This window comes from Longimicrobiales bacterium (assembly GCA_029245345.1).
Lineage (GTDB): Bacteria > Gemmatimonadota > Gemmatimonadetes > Longimicrobiales > Gaopeijiaceae > CALFPJ01.
The window spans coordinates 175,985-199,600 of the sequence record JAQWPM010000015.1; the positions used below are offsets into that span (position 1 = coordinate 175,985).

The window sequence follows — 23,616 nt, forward strand, 5'->3', positions numbered from 1 at the left end:
GGTCAAGCCAGAATCCCCCGGGATGACAGATGCTGCTGGACTATCGCCTCCCGGTTGGGGTCGTGATCCATAAGGGGTTCCCCAAAACTCATGGACCCAACGGGGAACCAGCCTTTCCAGAAAGCCGGCCCGGTCACACGGTTGGCCTCCTCGTCCAGTGGGTACTTCTCAATCCACTGACCCTTGGCGTCATTCACCGCGATCTCGTATTCAGTCCTGTAGAGGCATTCCGTAATGCAGTACTCACGATTCGCCGATGGGTCGAGCAGATCGACCCCGTCCCAATCGTCGGACCCAGCCCAACCCATCAGCCCCGACAGCGTCGGGAGTAGATCAAGGTTTGGGCAGACCACTCGCTCCTCCACCTTCTGGGGGACCCCGGCGCCGCGCATCCGGAACTCGATTCCCGTGCGGAACTCGCTCAGGTTGATTTTCGGACCCGTAAGTGGGTCGGGGAAACCGAGCCAGGGCGAGCCGTGATCGGCCGTGAGAACGACCAGCGTGTCATCGGCCAACTCGCGGTCAATCCAGTCGAAGAGCCCGCCAAGAAGACGATCCAGTTCGCGCAGGCGAAGTCGAAGGAGCTGAAGCCCCTGCTCTCTAGAGGTGGATCCGCTCTCCAGGTGGTCCAGATCGTGGCCGCTTGAATGTCCTGAACGCCCAAGATTGAAGGCCCGGGTCAGCGGGGGGAGGTTCCAGGCCGGATGCGTGTCGGGAAAATGGATGTAGCTGAAGGTCCGGTCGTCTCGGTGAGACGCGAGATGCCCCAGGATCTCCGAGATCCAAGTCTCGGGGCGATAGTCGAACGTCGTCCTGCCTTCGTACGGCCAATGATAGAGGAAGCGGTCGACCCCGCGATGTACGTCAAACGCCGGCGTAAGCCTATTGCCGCAGGACATCAGAAGCGTGTGGTAGCCCGCCTCCTGAAACCGTTCGGCAAGAAGTGGGCGGTCTGTCCGGTGATGCATCTCGAGTCTGGGGTGCACCATTCCGTGCTGACTGGGCAGTTGGCCAGTGAAGAAGCTCGAGGTCGTCGGGAACGTCCAGTCAGACGCCGAGAACCCGAGTGGGGCGTGATAACCCTCGGCAAAGAATCGCTCAATGTTCGGAGTAATCGGCCCATCCGGTGACGCAGCCTCCATGGCTTCAACCACCCTTCGCGCCATCCCATCCAGCACCAGAACCACGACGTGGCGCGGAGCGCCGCCGGCCGCCGCGTGGACAGTACGGGGCACCGAGACCCAGAGCGGTTGATCGGAGGCAACCTCCAATTCGGTCGCGCCCCCAGCGGGCAATTCCAGGCGAACATCCAGCCATCGGCCGGGCTTCAACCGAGAATGTCGGACCTCGACGCCACCCGCTGACAGCCGGACAGTCGAGTCGGGGCGCCAGGCATCTGCCATCAGGCCGATCTGAACGAACCGGGCACCGGCCCCGTCCACTACAGGTAGGGTCGCGTTCGATTTGATCAGGAGACAGGGTCGCGTCTCGTCGCGCCGGGTGATGGATCGCCCCTCAAGGCCTGCACGTTGAGCAAAGGCCGCCTCATGGGGCGGGAGCGGCACATCTCCACCGTTCCAGAACTTCTGGAGCCCCTGCTCTGGAGGTCGTGTGCGAAGCTCCCGCAACCCCGGCGGCTCGAGCCAGGTTTCGTAGAACTCTTTCAGGCGAGATTTGAGTGACATCAGCGATACCATCCGCTCTGACTCATCAGCCAGATCGAGACCAGGTCGTGCAACTGGGCGCCTCGCTGCTCTTCGCCTCGGACATAGGCGTCGACAACTCCATCCAGATACTCCAGATCGAAGACTTCGGGTGAGAGCAGGTCGTGATACTCCTTCTTTTGAAGTGTCGGGACGGCAAGCTCCTTGAGACGCGAATAGTGCATCAACTCAAAGTTGTGATTGAAGTCGGGGTCCACGTCATAAGTGTAGGAGTGAGGCCCCTTCTGCAGATGCATGGGGAAGTCCAGCTTCTCTTCCATCATTCTCTTCAGCGGGTACTTGGTGGGCTTGAGGTCCAAGCCCCTGCCCCACGATTCCGGCATGCTCCAGAAGAAATCCTGGAGCCCGCCATCCCAGTAGGGATTGTGGGCCGGCATCCCGAAATGATCCGCCATCTTCTGGATCGTAATGACCGTCGAACCCTGCCAGTGGAAGGAGTTGTAAAGGTTCAGATACCAGGAGTAGAGCGTGTCCGGATCGGAGTCCTCGACACCCTGGAAATATGTCGACGCCATCTCCTCGGTATAGGAGTCCAGGCCGGCTCCAGTCAGCATTTTGATGTTGCGACCGGACCAGAGCGGCCGTCTTCCGTTCCGCAAAAAGAAGCTGACGAATTGCTGGCGCATCCTCCCGCCACGTCCTTCCGCGGGCTGGTCGAACAGAGTGTCCCCGGCCTGGGACATGAACAAATTGAAGACGTGGTCATCGCTGTGTCGGTCAGCCAGCAGTTCGCGAGTGAACGTCGGCCCGAAAAGATAGGCGGCCATCTTGTCGCTGTACTCGCGGAACCCCTGAGTGGGGTGGAACATCGTGACATACTGGCTGAAGCCAAGATTGTGCGCACCATCAGAAATCTCTCCGGCGAAGAGCGGCAGGTCACCGGCTACTTCGGACGCACCATGTGCGAGCCGCGCATGGTTCAGTCCGGTTTGACTCTGGATGTTGTGAGCCTTGAAAAGCCCCTGCACCCGTTCGATCCAATCCGGACCCGAGTCGACGTAGTCAAGATCCACATGATGGAGCCGGACCCCGTAGTATTCGGCGATGGCCGCCGCCCGTTCGATCTCAAACCGATTGCAATTGCCGGACCGCTCTGAATACGTCATCCGGCCGATGACGCCTGTCACCTTTCGCGGCCCGAAGACCTTGACTAACCCGGCCAGAATTGAAGTCGAATCCCAACCTGAGGAAAGGAACAACGCGTTGCCACCCCCAGATCCGGCCGTCGCTAAGTAGTCCAGGAAGGCTTCATAGTATCGACCATGATCCTCCTCGGTATACTCACGCGTTGGAACCGGGTCGAACGGCGTGTTCGCTACATGCAGCCCGTCCTGGTCGACGGAAGCGATGTCCCCCGGGCTCAGGCGGCGCACCGAATTGTAGATCGTGTGCTTCTTGGGCGGCCGGTGCCCGTAGTAGGTCAGAGTGTGCGCAAGGGCCGACTGATCGTAACCAGACGCTGCAGGGTTGGTCGGGAGCAGGTCCAAGTCCGATGCGAGGCAGACGATGCCCTTGCCTTGCTGGAGATAAACGTCTCGCTTGAAGAAGCGGTCTCCCGAAAGAGTCACCACTCCGTCGGCTTTGATGGCACAGAGGACGAGGTCACCCTCGATCTGTCCCGCCCATCGAGCGGGAGGCAGGTCGCGGACGAGACCCGAAAGGAAAGCCCTCTGGGATTCGATCGAAACAAGGCGGCCGGATTCCGTGCGGCGGCCCACCAGGGTCCCAACCGCAAGGATCTTCAGGCCGTCGCTGAATTCGAATAGTCGGGCCTGCGGACCCGCCTCGACCCGAAGATCTCCCGTCGCCGATATCGTTGTCAGCCCAGCGGTCGGAGGTATTGAACTGGTCCCCGGACCGTGAAGGATTCTAAACTTGGTCATGCGTTCTCCGTCTTTGCTTGATCATCGGAAGTCAGTTCCTTCTTCCACATCTGCTTCTGGACTTCATTGCTGACCACGTCGTCCGTGGGCTGCCGTTGGTAACCTGCGCGTTCAAAGGCCTTCTGTGAACCGAGGTTCTCCTCCTCGATGACAGCAAAAATCTGACCCAGGCCCATTTCGGATAGCGCATGATCGGTGACGCCTGAAACCAGACGGCCACCCCAACCCTGCCCCCAAATCGACCGGTCGAAGATCGCAAGCCCCAAGTAGTGGCGCCCGTCCTCCTGACGGTGGACCCGGACCGTCCCACGCAGGACCCCATTGAGGAAGAAGCCAAAGAGTGTCGAATTCAGGTCGGAAGAGTTCATCCGAACGAAGCTCTGCACCGTCTCCATCGATTGTCTGGCACTTCGCGGCCCCACAAGGAAACGATTCACTAACGGATCGTTGAGGCCTTCGACGTACGCCTCTGTAACATCACCGACGACCATAGGGCGAAGGAATGCGCCGTCCCCCAGATCGATCATCGCCGCCGCCCCACTCATCGCCACATGTTCATGATGGCCCGCAGGATCTTCAAATTCCCCCGGAAGCTCTGTCCGAATCTGGATTCACCTTCTCGCGGCCGGAGTGGGATCGGAAGCTGTCGAACACGAAAGCCGTTCCGGAGCCCGTGGAACATCAGCTCTGTTCCGACTGAATCGCGGCGATCGAAATGCCCAAGCGATTGATACAACTCGATCCGATAGGCCTTGAGCCCACAGAGCGGGTCTAAAAGTCCGTAGCGGGCGCGGGTCACGAGCCCGAAAAGGCCTTCGGCCATTCGTGCCTTATAGGGCCGAATACCGACTACCAGGTCGGCGCCGCCCGCCAATTCGGACAAAAACGAGCCGATTGAGTCCGGATCATGCTGCCCGTCACCGTCAAGCGTCACCACAGCCGACATCCCCATGCCATTGGCCTGGGCAAAGCCGGCATCGAGCGCCTTGTCATATCCGCCGTTCGACTCCAGCCGCACGACAGTCGCCCCCGCGGCCGCGGCCTCTGCGCCGGTGCCGTCTGAGGAGGCGTCGTCCACAACGATCGGGATGCCGTACTGCTCCACGGAGCGAACTACGGCGCGGATCGTCTCGCATTCATTGAATGCGGGGATGACCACTGCTACTTGAGATCGATCCACCGAATGTGCTCCCCGGGTTGCACCGTTCTCGTACTCACACGTCCCACAACCTCATCCATTCGATGGGGTGGCAGGCCATCCGCCGGACAGGGACGAAGGACCTCCAGATCGTCCGCTGTCACGATGGTCCCTTCTCCGATCTCCCGACGCGCTCGAATCGCTCGTCGCTGGACCACTACCGTCTGTATCTCGTTCTCGGCAATGCGCTTTGCGCCTGACCCAAGGGCCAACTCCAGTTCTCTGGTTCGATCGACCATCTCGCACCATGCTGACGGATCGAGCGAGAAGCCGTGATCCGGCCCGACTCGTTCGCAATCGTCTGTGAAGTGTTTCTCGACGATACGCGCTCCAAGGGAAACCGCGCCCAGGACCGTGGCATGCCCGGGGGTATGGTCACTCAACCCCAGCAGAACGTTGGGGTACATGGCTCGGAATGTCTCAAGGACCCGAAGATGGATATGCCGGAAATTCTCGTGGCTGCCAGTGTAGTTGGTGTTGCACTGCATCAGGCAGACGTCTGACGTGAACTCCAGCGCGGCGTCGACCGCCCGCACTACATCGTCGGTAGTGGCTGCCCCCGACGCGATCAGCATCGGCTTTCCTTTGGCCGCCATGTACCGAATGATATCGGTCCAGGTGATGTCACCCGATCCGACCTTGTACGCCGGTACGAACCGATCAACCTCGTCCACCAGATCGAACGAGTACGGGCTGGTGAAGAATGTAATCCCAGCGGTATCACAGGTTTCTTTGAGAACCTCGGTCCAGTTCGGATCTATGGATGCGTCCTCATAGACCTCGAAGACCGATTTCTTCCAACTCGCCTGATGGTCCAACTGCCCCCCCAGGTCCTTGAACCCTCTATCACTGACGATAGTAGATGCCGAGAAATGCTGAAATTTGGCAGCATCAGCCCCTGCCTCGGCGGCCAGATGAATCAGGTCGCGGGCGCGAGTCAGGTCGCCATCATGATTGGCAGCAACATCGGCAATAAAATAGGTCGGCTGATCGGGTCCAACCCGATCCTGTCCGATCTGGAAGGTCCTCGTGTCGTGCTTCTTGTCTGTCATAGCTCTGCCGTTTCGATTTCTTCGGTCAGGGTGGGCAGCGTTATTCCAAGAGCAGCTTCGAGTTTCGAGCTGTCCATCATCATCGCGGCCGGGCGTGCTGCATCAAGCGTGAGGTCGCTTTGACGACCGTCTTTGGCGCCTTCCATACTGCCCCCAAGTGTCTTTGCAACTAGGTGCGCAAAGTCACGTTTGCTCAATCCTTCGCGACTCCCGGCGTTGAAAATGCCCGCCGGCCGGACGCTGAGCGATCTGGTAATCACATCAGATAGCGTCTCAATGGACAAGGGGCTGAACATGACGTCGGTGAGAAGCGTCACGCTTTCCGGATCGGTCATCGCCTTGGCGACCCAGTCTGAGAAGCTGCCTCTCCAGTCCAAGTGACTGCGCCCGAAGAAGTTAGTCCTCAAGACAGTGGCAGGCTTATCCATCGCAATCCGTTCAGCCCACAGCTTCGTGAGACCGTAGGTGTTCCGCAACATAAGCGCGTCCTCGCGGTTCGCGCCGGGGGCGTCATAGATGTGGTCGGTAGAGATGTGGACGAGATGTGCATCAGCGATCTGATCCATGGCAGCGACGATATTCTCGACGGACCTCACGTTGACCAGATAAGCCAGGTGTGGGTCCCTCTCACAGAGGTCCACATTCGTGAGACTCACCAGCTGCACCACCGCAGCAGGGCGGACTTCCCCGACCAGGCGCTGTACCGCCGACGCATCCGTCAGATCACACTGAACGTCCCCTCCATGTTCTCTTCCCTGCACGACCACGTCCCACCCACGCTCTTTGAGCCAGGGCGACAGGCGACTGCCCAGCAAACCCGTCCCGCCGGTTACGAGCACCTTCCCTGGAAGACTCACGAAAGCCTCGCAAAACCAGCTACTGACGGCGCGCCTCGAAGAGCGCCCCGGACACCATCGGATTCGACCAACTGCTTCATTTCGCCAAACACCTCCGCAACAGCTTCCAAATAGAGGGCCACGTCCTCGTCGGCGTGGGCGTACATGGCGTAGTAGAGGGTACTGGCAAGGAAACCCCGGTCGAGCATTTTCTGCACAAAGAGCGCCTTCATCTCGAGGGGATCGCCCGCGTCGAAGCCGAATTTCGAAAGCGGCGGCATGCCACCCACTTGGATCGGCAGGCCGGCATCGGCCGCAGCCGCGCGCCACCCCGCTTGGACATCCAGACCGAGCTGGTTGAGCCGTGCCCCAGCATCAACCCGTGCATGCTTTCGCAGCGTGGCCAGTGCTGCCACCGGCCCCACCCGTTCCGTCCAGTTGGTGCTGCTGATGAACGTCTTCTGTGCGGCCTGCATCACCGCATGAATGCCAATGACCGCCGCGATCGCATAGCCGTTCCCGAGCGCCTTTGAAAAAACGGCTACATCGGGCTCAACACCAAAAGTGAGATGAATTCCTCCGGTGTTGATTCGAAGACCTGAGGAGATCTCATCGAAGATCAGCACCGCCCCTGACTGGGATGCCAATTCTCTGCATCCGCTCAGGAAGTCCTCGGCCGGAGGTGCATCGCGCTGGGGCTCCATGACGATGGCAGCCAGGCGGGAGCCATGCTCGGCAACAATCGCCTGAATCTGATCTAGGCGGTTGTAACGGAAGGTCAGGGCCGAGTCTTTCAGTGAGCGAGGAACGCCGGCCGGATCCAACCCGGGAAGCAGCTGACCGTCCAGGGCGTCGAGATCCCCCAGGTTTGCGGCCAGGTACCAGTCGTGCCATCCGTGATATCCGCAGATCGCAACTAGATCGCGCCCGGTGGTCGCGCGCGCCAGGCGCACAGCCAGGGTCATGGCCTCTCCGCCGGTGCGGGCGAACCGGGCGTTCGTCGCCCAAGGGTGGATATCCGTTAGAAGCTCGGCGAGTTCTACCTCTTCGGGGCAATTCAACGACGACGACACGCCACGCTGGATGGCCTCGATCACCGCCGCGTCAACTTCGGCATCGGCATATCCCAGAACATTCGCCCCAATTCCAGAGATGCTCATGTCGCGATAGACGTTGCCGTCTAGGTCCCAGACTTGCGACCCTGCCGCTCGCTCGAAATACCCCGGCCACACCCCGGCAGAAAACTGGTCCGGCCGTTTGGAAAGCAGCTGCGTCACACCCGGAATGGACGCCCGGGCGCGCTCCTGCATCGCGAGTGAACGCGTCACATCTGCGATCGCCGTCTTCATGACACCTGCTCCAGGGGAACGCTCGCCGATTGGGCCACATGATCCCAGATGGCCGTCTCATCCACGAATTCCGAAACTAGCGCATGACTGTCGGGGTTTTCGTCGACCCATTTGAGCACGTCACGAATGGGAATGTGCGGTGCTCGATCGCCCAGTGCCTCCCAGATTCGACGGCAAAGGATCAGATCTTCAGGATAATCCACGGTAAGCCGGACGTCGGGTCGGTGATAGGCTTCTGGAGGCGTCATCACCTCAATCCGAAAAAGCTCGGGTTTGCGACGCGGATAGGCGGTACAGAACTCCGAGCGCTCTGCGTCGATGCCATCCCGATGGGACCGTTCCAGGGCAGCAAGCGACAGAATCTCAAAATTCACGCCCTCCGGCATGTACTCCGTCGCCGTAATGTCATTCTCCTGAGCGACATGCCGGGCCCAGGCCTGGCCCAGAAACTCCCAGGCCGTGAATGGACACTCCGTCGTGATCCGAAAGACATCTGATCCCGAGCCCGCCCGTCCACATTGAACCAGCCGCATCAGAACGTCTTTCTGATCGCCGAAGATGTAGCCGATACCGTGACGATGAGCCACATCAACGAAGGTCTGATTCTCCTGGCCTTCGGAGATACCGAGAACAACCTCATCGATCTCCGGGGCCGCCAGACATGCCTTGATCACATGATCCAGAATGCTGACGTCCGGGGCCAGGTTCTGCAGGGGCTTTCCATAGAGGCGCGACCCGCCCGCTCGGCATGCGAGGACGGCAACCAGTCGGCGTTCGCTCACTTCAAGTCTCCCTTTGAAATCGGCTCACCCTTCACCATGTCCCGGGCCAACTCGCGCCCAAGAACCGCACTCGGGTCAAACTCCCCCACCGGCTTGTCCGGCCGAATCATGGAAAACGCCTCCGCCGTAACCACGGTGCCAGCAGACATGTCATGACTGGCCACACATCGCTTGATCGCCTTCTCGCGGTAGGCCCGCTCCGGCTCCGTCAGATCAAGAGTGGAATCCCCCACGGCTGATTCCAGTCGGCGAAGCGCCTGGGCGTACTCGGCAAATGCTCCCGGGGGCAGCGCAGAAACATAGTCCTCAAGCTCGAGGATACGGTCCAGCGTAATATGTTTCTCGAAAATCCGAACACCCATCCCCATGGCAAGGACTGAAAGGTTGACTGTATCGGCGCCATCGCCATCCGAGTGATCCATGAACCCGAGCGGAAGGCCGGTATGTGCGATCCACGACGGGATCCTGCCGAGATGATTCCGCTCCATGGGCGTTGGCTCCGCCTGGAAGCCATACAGGAGCGTGACCTTGGAATCCGGCCCAATCCCGTGTCGCTCAATGAAATTAGCAACTTCAGTCGCCTCGATTCCACCTAGTGAAACGAACACCTCCTTTCCCTGAGCCAGGACTTCGGAAACAAACGGGTGATCAAAAAAGATGGTCGAGTGAATCTTGTAGCCGTCAGCCTCAATACTGCGGCCCACCTCAAGTGACCGCGGCCCGAAAACATCCGCGATGAACTCAAGTCCCGAACCCTTGGCATAGTCCCGGACGGTCTGCCAATCTTCCGTCGGCATTTCCAGGCGCCGGAAAATATCGAAGTGCACGTTGCCGGGATAAGCCAGCTCCTCCACGTAGACGATCTGAAACTTGATCGCGTCAGCGCCCGCTACCGCGGCCGCCCGAGTCATGAGCAGTGCCGTCTCGAGCGAGCCTCGGTCGGCGGTAAGCGGCAGATAACCCTGTGCCGCTTCGGCTATGATCCTGAGGTCAGACACGGTTCTTCCTGAGTCGAATTTGTAGGTCCAGCACGTGCGCCGCCTGGTCCAGGGAAGTCATGGGAGCAATGTCCGTTCGGGTACCTTCGAGCACATGCTCCATCTGGCGAAGATACATCTCATTCACCTCTTCGCTAACGTCGAAGGTCACGGTTTCGTCGGACTCAATGGAGTAAAAATCGAGCAACCCTTTAGCGAAGTCCCACTCGATCGTCCCTGAATCGCCGGAAATGTGATACCGCCTGCGGTAGGCGCGTTGAATGTAGTCCACTTGGATGGTGGCAATCACCCCGCTCGAAAACACCAAACACGCCGCGGCGACATCCTCGGTGTCGATTTCGAGTGCCCCCGAATTGGTTGTGAATCCAGAGATCTGTTCTGCAGGGCCCAATAGCCAGGTCAGGTAGTCAAATTCGTGGGTGTCGAAGACGATACCCCCACCAAGATCGCTCCGCGCAGAGTAGACCTTCCGATAGTCTTCCCATGGGTGCCAGCCGGGCAGCCACTGGCCCGCCAAAATCTGGGCACCGGTAATCCGACCGAGAGCTCCAGACTGAATCAATTCCTGCATCTTCAGGAGGGCCGGGTGGAACTTGAAGTTGGAGCCCACATGGGCAAAAAGACCCTTCTCTGACACCACGCGCTTGAGGCCGTCTATTCCCTTCAGGGTGGTCCCTAGTGGCTTCTCAACGAAAAGGTGGCAACCAGCTTCGGCGCAGAGCATCGCCTGCTCAACATGAAACCGATTGGGGGAAGCGATCACCGCGAGGTCCGGGGCGCTCTTCAGCCCCTCAGCAAAACCGGAAACGGCCGTGGTCCCGAACTCCTCCACAAAGCGCGAGCGACGTTCGGCAGTAGGGTCGAAGCCGATCAGATCCTGCACGCCCAAACTTCGTAGGTTGCGTGCATGCCGCATCCCGATGGATCCGAGCCCGGCGATGATTGCTTTCATGTTTTCTCTCGCTCGATCAAGTCGGTCAGGCTGCTTCTGAGTCTTTCGGCGGACCGTCCGTCTCTGAAGGCATCAAATTGGTCGATTATCGGGGTCCAGTCACCGAGTGCCGCAGCTGCAGGATCCCCAGAGCGATGTCGTCGAATCGCCGCTATTGCTTCCGTCATCGAGTGATAGACCAGGTCCGCCTTGTCGTAGAGCTCCCGCCGATGCCGTTCCTGCCCATGCTGGTCAAGAAGAAGGCTGCGACGGCCGGCAAGCGCGGCTTCTAGCGACGCAGTAGCGCCGACGATGTTGCCGATTGCGATATCGCTGATCAGCGCGGCTTCCGCGGGATAGACCAGGTTTCGATGGTCGCCCGTTGTCAGTTCCAGGAATCGACCCGTCGCCGCCGCCGCCGCGACCAACTCGTCATCGGGATAGCGCTTGGAGGGTGTGTTACTCTGGAACTGAGACTTGACCGCCAATCCCACGTCAGCTTCTTCCAAGAGATACCGAAGAAGCTCACGCAACTCACTCTGATGGTTCGAAACGGAGAAGATGCCGAACTTGTCGTCCTGAACGCTTTCGTCAAACAAACAAACGACGAAGGTGGCCCCCGCCTCTCGGAGTTCGGTCCTTGCGTCCCGCGTTCTAGCCTCGACCGCGGAGAATGCTCCGTCAAAGGGGTAGCCGATCGCCTTGAACGATTCAGGACCCACTCCAACGGGACTCCATAGCGGTTGGAACGCATCATGGAATGTCAGGAATTGGTCAGCTGACGTCATCATCGCGACCGAAGGCATGGCCAAATTGGAATACTGATAACACGTCACCGGACACCCACTCAACTCGGCTACCACCGCCATCGCGTCGGACTGTATTAAAGGTGGATCCGATATCAGCATCGCGTCCACATTCATCACAACAACGGTCGCCAGAATCGATTCAGCTTGGGACAACAGCCGATATGACAGCCCTGCGGCCCAACGGCCCGCAGGACTCGGGTCCTGGACCGCCGATCGCAGCGCCTCGGCCTTCCACTTCGACAGACGGGCGGTTGCGGCATCGGCCGGAAGGCGACTGCGAAGATCGCGAATATTCGCGCGTGAAAGGGGTCGGATCCCAGCGGCGGCAAGAGCGGGATCGCCCGCCTCGGCAGTCAGGTCTCGGTTGACAGGGTAGATGAGAGCCTCAAAGAGCGCGGAGTCGTCCTCTCCCGGCATCCAGTGCGGTTGCCGCCTCAGCGCCGGATCAAGACCGATTTCGTCCTCATGTGGCACCAGAATTCGATACGGCCGCGGCTCGCCGGGACTCGGGGCCGAAACCGGCTCACGACGTCCCATGGTTCGGATGACCGCGGCGGCCACGGCCTTGAGCGGGGCGAGCCGTTTGCGAATCCCCCCTTCGCGGGCAGCCAAGCGGAGCCGTACTGGATCAATCCCGGGAACCAAACCTTCAACAGGCAACTGACGAGGGCCCCAGACAACCACCCGCCCTCCGGGGTTCAATCCCTCAGCCACCGCAATTCTGGCCAGCATCCGCCTGATGGGTTCGCCTGCCTGCTTGGCGAGGAAGAGCCGTAACGTGTCTCTGCCAAGGGCGCGGTTGAGGCCAGCCAGTTCGGAAGAACCCGTCAGGATTCGGTCGACGACGCTCAGAGCCACGCTCGACGCCTGGCGGTATGCCGTTAGCGCTACGCTCTCCCCGTCCGGACCAACGACGTCACCGGCAAAAAACTCAAGGACTGGAACGTCGGCGTCGCCACCCGGCTCAAGCGCGACGATCTCATCTGACTGCCCTGACTCCGCGCGCCACGCTTCCGCAATCCTAACCAACTCCGGCGTTGCGACCTCTACCGTAATCCGCATGGTCAACCAACCAAAAGTGAATTCGCCGCCGCGTCCCTACTCACAAGGTCGGAGCAGACCGACAGGACGAGGCCACTACGCTCCGGAAAAGAAGGACGGCTCGTCCGCCTTCGGCTTCACGTCGGTCGTCATGGGCCCCGTATTGACCATGTCGATCAACCCACCGATCTGATCATCCGACAGCCAATCGGGATTACTGTCGCTGCAATAGCTGAACCCGTCCTCGCACGGCTTCCCGCCACGATCCTGCTTGAAGCGATCGGAGTCCCAGAACGGATGGCTCGGCTGGATCACGTAGTGATCGTCATACTCCAGGCTGTTGCGCGCATCGTCCTCGGACACCATGACCTCGTGGAGCTTCTCCCCGGGACGGATACCGATGACCTTCTGCTCGCAGTCGGGCGCAACAACGCGGGCGAGATCCGTCACCTTCACCGAAGGGATCTTCGGGACGAAGATCTCTCCACCACGCATGCGGATCATGGAGTCAATCACAAACTTGACTCCCTGGTCGAGCGTGATCAGGAAGCGGGTCATGCGCGGATCCGTGATCGTCAACGTTCCTGTCGACTTCTGGGCCAGGAAGTAGGGGATCACGCTGCCCCGGCTGCCGACCACGTTCCCGTACCGAACCACGGAGAAGCGAGTGCCGTGAAAGCCCGAATAGGTGTTCGCTGCCACGAAAAGCTTGTCGGAGCAAAGCTTCGTGGCTCCGTAAAGATTGACCGGATTGGCAGCCTTGTCGGTGCTCAGGGCCAGAACCTTTTTGACGTTCCGGTCTATGGCCGCGTCCACGATATTGGCCGCGCCGATCACGTTCGTCTTGATCGCCTCAAGCGGATTGTACTCGCAGGCGGGTACCTGCTTGAGGGCCGCAGCGTGAACCAGTACATCAACACCGTCCACGGCACGATAAAGGCGCTCTTTGTCCCGGACGTCGCCAATGAAGAACCGCAGATTCGGATACTTCGACTCCGGAAACTGCTGCCGCATCTCGAACTGCTTGAGTTCATCGCGGCTGAAGACCACAAGGCGGGTGGGATTCAGGTTGTCCAGAGCATAGCGGACAAACGACTTACCAAATGAACCGGTACCACCAGTGATCAGAATGCTGGCGTTCTTTAGAGATTCCATCAGTTGTTCAGACTCCGTATCGCGTACAGATGAGGGCTTGGCCCGTCAATTGATTGAAAAGCCCGCAGCCACCGCGTCCTTGCGGAACATCTCAACGGTTTCGAGCGAGAACTGATCAAGATCCTTCCCAACCAGGGGAAGCTTCTCAAGAAGATTGTTAGCGACCGTGATGATGTCGCAGCCAACCTGGTCCGCCTGGAAGATGTTATAAAGCTCGCGGGGGCTCGCCCAGATCAGCCGGGTCCCTGGACGAGACGAGAGGCAGGTCATCGCTTCCGCCATGATCGGCGAGGGATCGCGACCCGTGTCTGCGATCCGTCCGGCGAAGACCGAAATGAACGCCTCGCTTTCGCCGCGCAGGGAGGCCATCACCCGCTCGACCTGCGCAACAGTGAAGAGCGCAGTCACGTTCACCTTCACCCCAGCCCCTGAAAGGTCAGAGACCACGCGACCCGTGAACTCACCGGCCGTGTTGGTTACCGGAATTTTGACATTCACGTTCTCACCCCAAGTGGCGATCTCACGACCCTGATCGATCATCTCGCCCAGATCGTCCGAAAAGACCTCGAACGAGATGGGGCGATCAGGGATCGCAGCCACGACCTCGCGGGCGAAACTCCGGTAGTCCTGCACACCAGCCTTCCGCATCAATGTCGGATTGGTCGTGAAGCCGGAAATCCGGGGATCACGCGCCATCGCGGTCATTCCCGCGAGGTCTGCTCCGTCGGCAAAAATCTGAACGTTTAGATCATCAAGCAGGGACATGAGCACTGAAGCCAAAAATTATAGGGGCGGGGGCCGCGGCAGGCCGCGGCTACGAACGCTGGGGAGATTAGACATTTATGGTTCGGGATGGAAGGTCCGAGATGCGGGTTACGTTGGCCTCAAAGACTTTCCGGTTCCGAGAATCCTGCTGTAAAGGTCTTTCCGGGGCGGCATCTACTTGCTCCAACCCCCGAATCTTGGTCGAGGGCGACTAACATTTAGGCGAGTTAGATTGGGGGCCGAGAAAAGCCTGCCAAGAGCGGGAAAAGGGCCCGATGCGGAAGTCGAGATTTACGGAGGAACAGATCGCAATGGCGCTACGCCAAGGCGAGATCGGTACGCCTGTCGCTGAGATCGTGCGTAAGCTCGGGATCAGCGAGCAGACCTACTACCGGTGGAAGAAGAAGTACGGCGGGCTGGGTGTCTCGGAGCTGCGGGAGCTGAAGGCGATCCGTGAGGAGAATCGGCGCCTGAAGACGCTGGTCGCGGACTTGTCGCTGGACAAGACCATCCTCCAAGAGGTGCTCAAAAAAAAGTGGTGAGCCCGGCGCAGCGAAGGGCGGCGGTAGCGTGGGCACGGAGGGCCTACCGGCTGCCAGAGCGTCGGGCCTGCAGAGCACTGGGCGCTGCCCGCTAACGGTGCGGTACCAAAGCGTGCAGGCGCCCAGGGAGCCGCTACGGGCTCGTTTGCGGGAGTTGGCGGCGGTTCGGGTGAGCTATGGGTACCGTGCGACTGCACATCTTGCTACGCCGCGAGGGCTGGCCGGTGAATCGGAAGCTCATCGAGCGTCTGTACCGCGAAGAAGGCCTTACGTTGAAGCGGAAAAGGCCCAAACGACGGCGCCAGCGCGCTTCGGCTCATCACCGCTGCCACTCTCAGGACCACCGAACTCTGGGGCGACCGCCGATACCTCGACCTCTCTTTCCTCGACCCCAAGGAGCTCGCCAAGGCAGCCTAACCGAAATCACCCAGGAGCGCCTCAAAACGCTTTTACACACTCATCGGGACTTGACCTCCACGCCTAGGCCCCCCCAAGCTGCTTCGCCGCGATCGCCACCGTCGCCAACGTTCCCATGATCGACAATGTCCGAGTCAGGAACTCATCCACCCTGAAGCTCTCTTCATCGCCCTTCCGCGGAATAACGATCGTGCTGCCCGGCTGCACGGCGGGATCACTCCGGAAGAAGAGGAACTTGCTGCTAACATCTCGCCATCCGTTTGCATACTCGACGTAAGCCTTCCCCCGGTCGCCGTCATCCCCCAGACCACCGGCCCGCTCCAGATAGTCCCCAAGGCTCAGGCCCGGCCCGAAGGGCACCCGCGATTCGACGCGTACTTCTCCCGTAACCAGCACAGTCCCATCATACTGCGGGATCTCGAGCTGATCACCAGGCAGAAGAATCAGGTTCTCTTCTCCAAAAGGAGACGCAAGAGCCCGCTCCAGGTCCAACCCCACCAATACACTGTCCCGCACGAGACGGGCACCGGGAGGGTACGCCTCGGGCGTAAACCCACCCGCAAGCGCCAAGAAGTCCGCCACGCGATCACTCCGCGTCCGGAACCCGTAGGCTCCAGGGCGCGCGACCTCCCCGGCTACGGTGGCCGCCTCGAATCTTACGTACCCCTCCATCTGCCTCACAAAGACTCGGTCTCCGTCCATGAGAGAGAATTCAGAGGCTACGGGGCCCTCCGGAACGGGCGCTTCAGCCAGGGGCCACGGCACACTTCCGGCCAGGCTTAGAGTGTGGGTCACGCTGATCGTATCACCCCGAACGAGACCGGGGAGCGGCCTCACGACTTCGACCTTGAGCCCATTGGCCCCTTCCGCAAAACCACCCGCCAACAGGATGAGGTCTTCGGCCGTCATGCCACGCGCCAGATCGTAGCTGTCTGGATTCTTGACCAATCCGACAATCGACACGGTCTCGAGGACCCGCAGCTCCGACGAGCCGAAGACCATGAGGATGTCCTGATCCACGAGCTCCTGGTTCTCTACCGGGGCACCGGCCTCCTCGTCACCGAACGCCATCTGCACGAGAGTCCGCGTGGAATCCGCCTGGTTCAGTCTCGAGATGTGGACGACAGGCCGAAACGCGTCCGGCAGCAACCCACCGGCGCGGCTGACGAGGTCCCATGCGGTCATGCCTGAGAACAAGGTGTAGTCCCCAGGCCTGAACACTTGTCCTTGTACGGTTACCCGGTCGCGACGCATCTCTCGAACAGCGAATACTTCCACCAAGTCGCCATCGTGCATCAAGACCAATGAGTCTTCCGGGAGGTCGGTCAGCCGGAGATCCACGACGCTACGCTGCGTCAATCCGACTCGCTCCGACGGCGGGATCACTCGATCGATCAAGATCCGATCTCCATCGCCTGCGGCAGTGAGGCCGCCCGCAAAACCGATCGCGTCGCGAATGTCCTCTCCTTGTTTCAGCTCGTAGATCGCCTCGCGGCGCACCTCCCCTGTCATGCGCACCTGCGGGCCCGCGAGGGGGACGAAGACAACGTCGCCCTGCTCCAAACGAACGTCGTCCGACACTTCCCCGCTGAGCAGATAGTCGTACAGATCTACGGTGGCCACCGTCTCCCCGCCGCGGCGGACGGCTACTGCGCGGAACGACCCGATGGCAGTGGGCCCACCCGCCGCGTGGAGCGCGTTGAAGGCGCTCGCCACAGAGCTGATCTGATACGCTCCCGGAGCCTCCACCTCTCCTATGAGGAAGACCTGGTTCGTGCGCAGCCGGCCCAAAGAAGCGTCAAAGAACGTGGTTGCGTCGGCGCCGCGGCGGACGCCGCTGTAGACGCGCCCCAGTCGTTCATACAAGACGTCCTCCAGGTCGGACAACGTCCGCCCATTAACGGACACCTGGCCCACATCCGGGATCACGATGGACCCCTCGCGAGTCACCCCGAGCGTGTAGGCCAGCTCGACGTCCCCCGTCAGAACGAGTCGGAGCTGGTCGTCCGGCCCGAGTCGGTAGCTCGCGTCCACCGGCCCCATACGCATCGGGTCGAAGCGGGTCGTCCCTGAGCTGAAGACCTCCGTACCGAATACCGTGAGGCCGCCTTCGTCTTCGGCGATGTCCAACGCCGCAAGAGAATCGGCCTCGAGGTCCATGTCGAGAAGCTCCGCACCAGCATCCTCGAACACCATCCCCATCTGTTCGAGCGCCGCTAGGAAGTCGGCGCTGGGCGCCACAGCCTCGTCCGCTCCACCCTCTAAGACGTCGAAGTACTGGTCCGCCAATGCAGGGTCGAGGCCCTGCTGCCGTAGGCGCTGAGCCACTTGGGCGCGCGATAGGCCCGACTCCCGAAGCCCCGCGATGATCTCTTCCGTGCTGACTTGCCGGCCAGCAGCTCGGGCTTGGATGGCCTGCTGGACGACATCCTGAGCACGGAGATCCTGCGTCCCGAAAGCTGCGGAAACGAGTAGCGCTGATACGAGGAGTGACTTCCAATTCATGACGACTCGTGACCTAGGTTGCGGTACTGGAAGGAGCTTTGGCGGGCGGAACACGAACTCCGGCAACGTAATACGGACAAAGCTCACCTGCCATGACACTTCTTGTACTTCTTGCCCGATCCACAGGGGCAAGAATCGTTCCGCCCCGGCTCCTGCTCCACGTGCACCGGCTTCTTCTCAACGCGCTCGCCCCGATTGGTAGCCAACCGCCGCGGGTCCGGCCCTGAAGCCACACCGGCTCCGGCCGCCCCACCCGCCCGAGCCGACATCCCCAACTCGTCCCGACCCGCAGCCGGACCTGATCCGCCTGCCGCACCCCGCCGAGCCGCCTGCCCTGCCCGCCCTGCCAAATCTCCACCCGGCGAGTCCGAAGGCCCAGAATAAGCCAGCCGCTGCGGAGCCGCCTGCCTCCGCGGCTGCGGCGGCCCGAACTGCGCGCGGTAGAAGTAGCTCCCAACCGTCTTCCGCAGTTCCGCCATGAGGTCCACGAACATGTCGTAGGCCTCCTTCTTGTACTCGACCAGCGGATCCTTCTGCCCCCACCCACGGAACCCGATCGACGCCTTCAGGTGATCGAGGTCGTACAAGTGATCCTTCCACTTGTCGTCGATCACCGAGAGCAGGATGAAGCTCGTCACCTGGCCCTGATGTTCGCCAAGGCTCTCGAGCTTCCGATGGAACGCCTCCTTGAGGCCACCCATCACCCACTCCTCGATCACATGCCGATCAAATTCGTGCTCAGGGTCGTTCTGCTCCGGCAACTGCGTGACCATGAGGAAGAAATCGAGCAAAAGACGACGACGTAGACCGGCCAGGTCCCAAGACTCGTCCGTGGAGTGCTCGGGCATGTACTCGTCGATGGCGTCTTGGGCAGCATGTTCGATCATCTCCCAGATCTCACCCTTGAGATCTTCACCGCCCTCAAGCGCGAACAAGCGCAGATCATAAATGACCTCGCGCTGCTGGTTCATGACGTCGTCGTAGTCGAGGAGGCGCTTACGGGCCTCGAAGTTGTTGGTCTCGACCTTTCCCTGGGCACGTCCAATCGACTTCGTGACGAGCCCGTGCGTGATCACCTCTCCTTCTTCGGCGCCCCAACGATCCATGACGTTGGCGATCCGCTCGGACCCGAACAGACGCATGAGGTCGTCTTCCAGCGACAGATAGAACTGAGACGAGCCCGGGTCCCCCTGACGCCCCGCACGGCCGCGTAGCTGCCGATCGATGCGCCGCGAGTCATGACGCTCGGACCCTAGGATCTGCAAGCCACCGTACTCGAGGACGTCATCGTCCGCGTCGACCTTGAGTTTATCGGCCCGCACCGGGTCGATGGGCCACACGTCGTCGAGTTCGATCCCCCGCTCTTTCAACCAGCCGAGGGTTCGTTCATCCATCACGCCCTCGCCGAGCTTAATGTCGGTGCCGCGCCCGGCCATGTTCGTAGCAATCGTGACGGCACCCGGCCGACCCGCGTCCCGTACGATGTCGGACTCAGACTTGTGGTGCTTGGCGTTGAGCACCTGGTGTGCGATCCCACGGCGCTTGAGCATGCGCGAAAACGTTTCGGAAATTTCGACGTTGGTGGTACCCACCAAGACCGGCAACTCAAGCGTGTTGAGCCGCGCGATTTCGTCCATGAGCGCGTTGTACTTCTCACGCTTTGTGCGGAAGATCAGGTCGTCGCGGTCGTCCCGCACGATGGGCCGATTGGTGGGGATCACGAAGACATCGAGACCATAGATCTGATGGAACTCGGTCTCCTCGGTCTCCGCCGTACCCGTCATGCCCGCGAGCTTGTCGTACATGCGGAAGTAGTTCTGGATGGTGATCGTGGCGAGGGTCTGAGTCTCACCCTTGATCTCGACGCCCTCCTTCGCCTCCACCGCCTGGTGCAGCCCATCGCTCCAGCGCCGACCGGCCATCTGTCGACCGGTGAATTCATCTACAATGACGACTTCCCCCGACTCGCCAATGATGTACTTCTCGTCCTTGTGAAAGAGCGTGTATGCCTTCAGCAGCTGATGGATGACGTGGATCTTCTGGCTCTTGGCTGCAAATTCGGCCTCGAGTCCCTGCATCTTCTCTCGCTTCTCATCGACCGAGAGCGTCTCGCTCTCTTCGATCTCACCCATCTCGACAGAGAGATCCGGTACGGTGAAAGCCTCTGGATCCGTCGGTGACATCTCGTCGAGCCCGCGATCCGACAGGTGCACGTTGTGCCCCTTCTCGTCCATCGCGAAGTAGAGCATCTCGTCGATGTCGTGAAGGCGCTTCTCCCGCATGTAGTCGCCTTCGACCTTTTGAATCAGCGTCTGAAGCGACGGGTCGTCAGCCTGCATCTTCATGAACCGCTTGTGCTTCGGCGCCCCACGCTTCACTGCAAGCAACTTCTCACCGGCCTCGAACTCCTCGCCGGCCTCCAGGTGCTTCTCCGCTTCGGCCACCATCTCGTTGGCAATGCGGAGCTGCTTCTTGTAGAGAGCCGCAACGATGGAGTTGAACTGCTTGAACGGCGTGGACGTGTCACGCCCAACCGGACCCGAGATGATGAGCGGCGTACGCGCCTCATCGATCAAGATCGAGTCGACTTCATCGATAATCGCGAAAGCATATTCACGCTGCACCCGCTGCTCGAGCGTGTGCACCATGTTGTCGCGCAGATAGTCGAAGCCGTACTCGTTGTTGGTGCCGTATGTGATATCCGCGTTGTACGCAGCTTGCCGCTCAGGTGAGCCCGGGTCGTACCTGTCGATCACGTCATAGGTAAGCCCGAGGAAGTTGTAGACCGTGCCCATCCACTCGGCGTCGCGCTGAGCCAAATAGGTGTTTACCGTGACCAAGTGCGCACCACGACCCGTGAGTGCGTTCAGATAGAGCGGCATGGTCGCGACCAGTGTCTTGCCCTCACCCGTCGCCATCTCGCAGGCTTTCCCGTCGTGCAAGGCGATCCCACCCATGAGCTGCACATCATAGGGGACCATGTCCCAAACGAGCTTCTGGCCCGTGACCAAAATCTCCCTGCCCATGAGCCGACGGCACGCGTCCTTCACGACCGCGAAGGCCTCCGGAAGGATGTCTTCGAGCGTGTCTTCGATCACCTCCAGTAGGTCGGCCTCGAGTCCTCCGACCTGAAGGGAAAGCCTCTCACGCTCCAGGCCATCTTCAGAGCGGCGTTTCTCGTCCTTGAGGCCCTCGATCTCCGCCTGGAGCGCTGCTGTGGCGTCCGCAATGCGCTGCTTGAACTCGTCGGTCTTCGCCTTGAGCTGGTCATCGGACAGCGAGGCATATTCGTCTACGAGTTCATTGATCTCGGCGACAATGGGTTCGAGCCTCTTGGCTTCACGTTTGTGGTGATTGCCAAGAAAGGTCTTTACGGCTGCTTTGAGCATGGAGCAAAATCGCAGGCCCCGAACATAGGCTCCGGACCGCGCAGTTGTTGGATTTCAAAGGTGTACTACAGGCGCAGAGTTACACCGCGCGATCAGCTATGGGTCCCCACGATTCCGGCGCGGGGCCCGGGCTCGCGCGGCCCCTGGCCGCGCCCCGCGACTTCGGGAAATGCCTCGACCAAAAAGCGAAGGAGTCGCTCTTCGTCTCGACCCGCAAGAGCGGACAGTAACTCTCCGGTCGCCTCATGATAAGCCTGTGGCGTCTCAACCAAAAAGACGCGGTCCGTCTCCGTGGGGTGCACGGCCTCATCGGGGTCAGACAACTCCTCATGCATCTTCTCGCCGGGCCGCACGCCTGTGATGACGACGTTCTCGCCCAGACGGAACGGTTGTCCAGACAGCCTGAGAATATCTCGCGCCAAGTCGATGATCTTCACCGGCTCACCCATGTCCAACATCGCTACATGTCCAGGGAAGGACCTGAGAAGTGATGTCTGGAGAATCAACCTCACCGCTTCTGGAATTGTCATGAAGTAACGAGTCATCTCATCACTCGTGACAGTCAGAGGCTCGCCGTTCTCGATCTGCCTCTTGAAGAGGGGGATCACACTGCCGTTGCTGCCCAGGACGTTCCCGAAGCGAACGGCCCCGAAGTCAGTATCCGGATACTTGGACTGGAGGTGCAGAACCACGCGCTCGGCCAACTGCTTGGTTGCCCCCATGATGCTCGACGGGCGAACAGCCTTGTCCGTGCTAACCAGCACGAACGATCCTACGCCGGCGGTGGCAGCCTCTGAGGCGACGACATAGGTCCCAAACACGTTGGTCACTACCGCAGAACGGCGGTTGTGCTCCATGAGAGGGACATGTTTGTAGGCGGCAGCGTGGAAGATGCGGTCTGGGCCATAACGTTCGATCGCCCCCCGCACTGAAGCCACGTCCGTGACGCTCGAGACGAGCGGTACGAGCTGTACATCGGGTGCCAGAGCCCGAAGTTCCAACTCCAAGAAGTACATCGGCGACTCAGCCTGGTCGAAGAGCACCAGGCATCTCGGCTTGTTGATGGCAACCTGTCTCGCCAACTCGGAACCGATGGAGCCCGCCGCACCGGTAACCATGACCGTCTTACCGCGGAGGTCCTCGGCAAGTGCGGGCAACTGCAGCCGCACGGGATCCCGACCGAGGAGGTCGTCGATCTGCACATCCCTAACGTGCTGAACAGACGCCGAGCCATCGAGCACGTCCTCGATGCCTGGCAGGATCTTGAGTGGCAACGCCGCGTCCTCGCACCGGGAGATGATCTTCCTGAGCTGTTCAGAAGTCGCGCTGGGGACCCCAATGACGATCTCTTGAGCCCTCAGAGTCTCCGCGATCACAGAGATATCCTCCGTCGACCCGACCACCTCTACACCGTGGATCAACGTCCCCCATTTGAAGGGATCGTCGTCCAAGATGCCGACAGGGATGTAACCGGAGACCGAGCGCTGCATCTGCGTCACGAGCAACTGGGCCGCTTCGCCCGCCCCAACCACAAGCACACGCTTCCGATCGACCGCCTGACGCACACGTGAGAATTCGTAGATGAGTCGATAGAGGACCCAGACTGCGCCTGTTCCGTAGCCGCTGAAGACCCACTCTAGTAGGACGACGGACCGAGGGACCGAGTTGAGTGCGCTGATGTTCCAGGTAAGTACGAGGAAGACCACGGATCCAGCGGTCGTCGCCCCAAGAAGCCTCATGACGTCACGGGTGCCCACGTAGCGCCACCGACTGATCCCAAGCCGGAACAAGTAGTTGAAGCCCAACCGAATGACGACAAGAAGGACCAATGCCTCGCCAAAGTGCCACCCAACGAGCATCGCCGCATCAAATTCGAAGCGGGCGAGATACGCCATGGACAGCGAAGCGGCCGCGACGCCGGCGTATACTACGGACGCCACAGTCCGCCGATGGCGACGAGCCCATTCCACCAATCGAATCAACGGTCGGGGCGAAGCAGCAACAGTAGGCATCATTCGCAGTCGAGCATTACTCGGCCGTCGGTCTCCGATGGACCCAGTAGATTGATCAAGGTCCTCAACGTGAGCTTGGATGCACGCAAGATGGCCCATGAGTTGTCTCCGTGACAGAGGTTTCTACTCATCGGCAAGTCTCGGTGTAGCGTAAGGGCCGGATCTCCCGGGCCGGAGCGCCCGGCATCGTTGTTGCATTATGCACCCAATGGTACTTTGGAGGCAGGA

At 60.4% G+C, this 23,616-nt stretch carries 16 protein-coding genes and 2 pseudogenes; 2 read left to right on the forward strand and 16 right to left on the reverse strand.

All coding sequences use genetic code 11. From position 1 onward, the window contains the following. Nucleotides 1-2: 2 nt before the first annotated feature. The 13 genes from P8L30_08800 to P8L30_08860 all read right to left on the reverse strand — a co-directional run bounded on the left by P8L30_08800 (nt 3) and on the right by P8L30_08860 (nt 14,523). Entirely contained in the window at nt 3-1,685 is a 1,683-nt protein-coding gene (locus P8L30_08800; GenBank protein ID MDG2240289.1) for a sulfatase-like hydrolase/transferase, read from the reverse strand. Beyond that, nucleotides 1,685-3,607 carry a hypothetical protein gene (locus P8L30_08805; GenBank protein ID MDG2240290.1) on the reverse strand — a complete coding sequence of 641 codons (1,923 nt, stop codon included), beginning with the start codon at nt 3,605-3,607 and terminating at the stop codon, nt 1,685-1,687. The genes P8L30_08800 and P8L30_08805 overlap by 1 nt, the downstream gene beginning before the upstream one ends. Then, nucleotides 3,604-4,152, reverse strand: coding sequence for a GNAT family N-acetyltransferase (locus P8L30_08810; protein MDG2240291.1), 549 nt, complete (start codon nt 4,150-4,152; stop codon nt 3,604-3,606). The genes P8L30_08805 and P8L30_08810 overlap by 4 nt, the downstream gene beginning before the upstream one ends. Further along, nucleotides 4,149-4,787, reverse strand: a complete 639-nt coding sequence (locus P8L30_08815) for a glycosyltransferase family 2 protein (GenBank protein MDG2240292.1) — start codon at nt 4,785-4,787, stop codon at nt 4,149-4,151. Before P8L30_08815 ends, P8L30_08810 begins: the two co-directional genes overlap by 4 nt. Beyond that, nucleotides 4,769-5,857: an N-acetylneuraminate synthase family protein gene (locus P8L30_08820; protein MDG2240293.1), complete on the reverse strand. Its 1,089-nt coding sequence runs from the start codon at nt 5,855-5,857 to the stop codon at nt 4,769-4,771. The genes P8L30_08815 and P8L30_08820 overlap by 19 nt, the downstream gene beginning before the upstream one ends. Continuing rightward, nucleotides 5,854-6,714, reverse strand: coding sequence for an SDR family oxidoreductase (locus P8L30_08825; GenBank protein ID MDG2240294.1), 861 nt, complete (start codon nt 6,712-6,714; stop codon nt 5,854-5,856). The genes P8L30_08820 and P8L30_08825 overlap by 4 nt, the downstream gene beginning before the upstream one ends. Then, nucleotides 6,711-8,042 (reverse strand): aminotransferase class III-fold pyridoxal phosphate-dependent enzyme, encoded by a 1,332-nt coding sequence (locus P8L30_08830; protein ID MDG2240295.1) that lies wholly within the window; start codon nt 8,040-8,042, stop codon nt 6,711-6,713. Before P8L30_08830 ends, P8L30_08825 begins: the two co-directional genes overlap by 4 nt. Continuing rightward, the gene (locus tag P8L30_08835) at nt 8,039-8,824 is read right to left on the reverse strand and encodes a hypothetical protein (protein MDG2240296.1); all 786 of its coding nucleotides are present in this window, start codon (nt 8,822-8,824) and stop codon (nt 8,039-8,041) included. Before P8L30_08835 ends, P8L30_08830 begins: the two co-directional genes overlap by 4 nt. Then, a complete protein-coding gene (locus tag P8L30_08840; GenBank protein MDG2240297.1) occupies nt 8,821-9,822 on the reverse strand; it encodes an N-acetylneuraminate synthase family protein in 1,002 nt (333 codons plus the stop codon). The genes P8L30_08835 and P8L30_08840 overlap by 4 nt, the downstream gene beginning before the upstream one ends. Continuing rightward, nucleotides 9,815-10,774: a Gfo/Idh/MocA family oxidoreductase gene (locus P8L30_08845; GenBank protein ID MDG2240298.1), complete on the reverse strand. Its 960-nt coding sequence runs from the start codon at nt 10,772-10,774 to the stop codon at nt 9,815-9,817. Before P8L30_08845 ends, P8L30_08840 begins: the two co-directional genes overlap by 8 nt. Beyond that, nucleotides 10,771-12,624, reverse strand: coding sequence for a hypothetical protein (locus tag P8L30_08850; protein MDG2240299.1), 1,854 nt, complete (start codon nt 12,622-12,624; stop codon nt 10,771-10,773). Before P8L30_08850 ends, P8L30_08845 begins: the two co-directional genes overlap by 4 nt. Before the next feature lie 75 nt (nt 12,625-12,699). Continuing rightward, entirely contained in the window at nt 12,700-13,758 is a 1,059-nt protein-coding gene (gene pseB / locus P8L30_08855; GenBank protein MDG2240300.1) for a UDP-N-acetylglucosamine 4,6-dehydratase (inverting), read from the reverse strand. Nucleotides 13,759-13,803: 45 nt separating this feature from the next. Continuing rightward, nucleotides 13,804-14,523, reverse strand: a complete 720-nt coding sequence (locus P8L30_08860) for a transaldolase (protein MDG2240301.1) — start codon at nt 14,521-14,523, stop codon at nt 13,804-13,806. Between the two features lie 275 nt (nt 14,524-14,798). Here P8L30_08860 and P8L30_08865 point away from each other — a divergent pair. Together P8L30_08865 and P8L30_08870 are read left to right on the forward strand one after the other, a co-directional pair. Further along, a pseudogene (locus P8L30_08865) lies at nt 14,799-15,361 on the forward strand (transposase). Continuing rightward, a pseudogene (locus P8L30_08870) lies at nt 15,354-15,482 on the forward strand (IS256 family transposase). The pseudogenes P8L30_08865 and P8L30_08870 overlap by 8 nt, the downstream one beginning before the upstream one ends. Before the next feature lie 63 nt (nt 15,483-15,545). Here the strand turns inward: P8L30_08870 and P8L30_08875 are convergent. The 3 genes from P8L30_08875 to P8L30_08885 form a co-directional block, all read right to left on the reverse strand. Next, entirely contained in the window at nt 15,546-17,987 is a 2,442-nt protein-coding gene (locus tag P8L30_08875) for an SLBB domain-containing protein (GenBank protein MDG2240302.1), read from the reverse strand. An 83-nt stretch (nt 17,988-18,070) separates the two neighbouring features. Continuing rightward, on the reverse strand, nt 18,071-21,376 hold the full coding sequence (gene secA / locus P8L30_08880) for a preprotein translocase subunit SecA (GenBank protein ID MDG2240303.1): 3,306 nt from the start codon (nt 21,374-21,376) through the stop codon (nt 18,071-18,073). Nucleotides 21,377-21,468: 92 nt separating this feature from the next. Beyond that, nucleotides 21,469-23,316: a nucleoside-diphosphate sugar epimerase/dehydratase gene (locus P8L30_08885; GenBank protein ID MDG2240304.1), complete on the reverse strand. Its 1,848-nt coding sequence runs from the start codon at nt 23,314-23,316 to the stop codon at nt 21,469-21,471. Between the last annotated feature and the right edge of the window lie 300 nt (nt 23,317-23,616).

Bases quoted from the DNA above. Each gene is read 5' to 3' on its own strand.
- P8L30_08860 (MDG2240301.1), bottom strand. From the start codon at position 14,523: ATGTCCCTGCTTGATGATCTAAACGTTCAGATTTTTGCCGACGGAGCA.
- pseB (MDG2240300.1), bottom strand. From the start codon at position 13,758: ATGGAATCTCTAAAGAACGCCAGCATTCTGATCACTGGTGGTACCGGT.
- P8L30_08850 (MDG2240299.1), bottom strand. From the start codon at position 12,624: ATGCGGATTACGGTAGAGGTCGCAACGCCGGAGTTGGTTAGGATTGCG.
- P8L30_08875 (MDG2240302.1), bottom strand. From the start codon at position 17,987: ATGAATTGGAAGTCACTCCTCGTATCAGCGCTACTCGTTTCCGCAGCT.
- secA (MDG2240303.1), bottom strand. From the start codon at position 21,376: ATGCTCAAAGCAGCCGTAAAGACCTTTCTTGGCAATCACCACAAACGT.
- P8L30_08845 (MDG2240298.1), bottom strand. From the start codon at position 10,774: ATGAAAGCAATCATCGCCGGGCTCGGATCCATCGGGATGCGGCATGCA.
- P8L30_08810 (MDG2240291.1), bottom strand. From the start codon at position 4,152: ATGAGTGGGGCGGCGGCGATGATCGATCTGGGGGACGGCGCATTCCTT.
- P8L30_08820 (MDG2240293.1), bottom strand. From the start codon at position 5,857: ATGACAGACAAGAAGCACGACACGAGGACCTTCCAGATCGGACAGGAT.
- P8L30_08805 (MDG2240290.1), bottom strand. From the start codon at position 3,607: ATGACCAAGTTTAGAATCCTTCACGGTCCGGGGACCAGTTCAATACCT.
- P8L30_08830 (MDG2240295.1), bottom strand. From the start codon at position 8,042: ATGAAGACGGCGATCGCAGATGTGACGCGTTCACTCGCGATGCAGGAG.
- P8L30_08800 (MDG2240289.1), bottom strand. From the start codon at position 1,685: ATGTCACTCAAATCTCGCCTGAAAGAGTTCTACGAAACCTGGCTCGAG.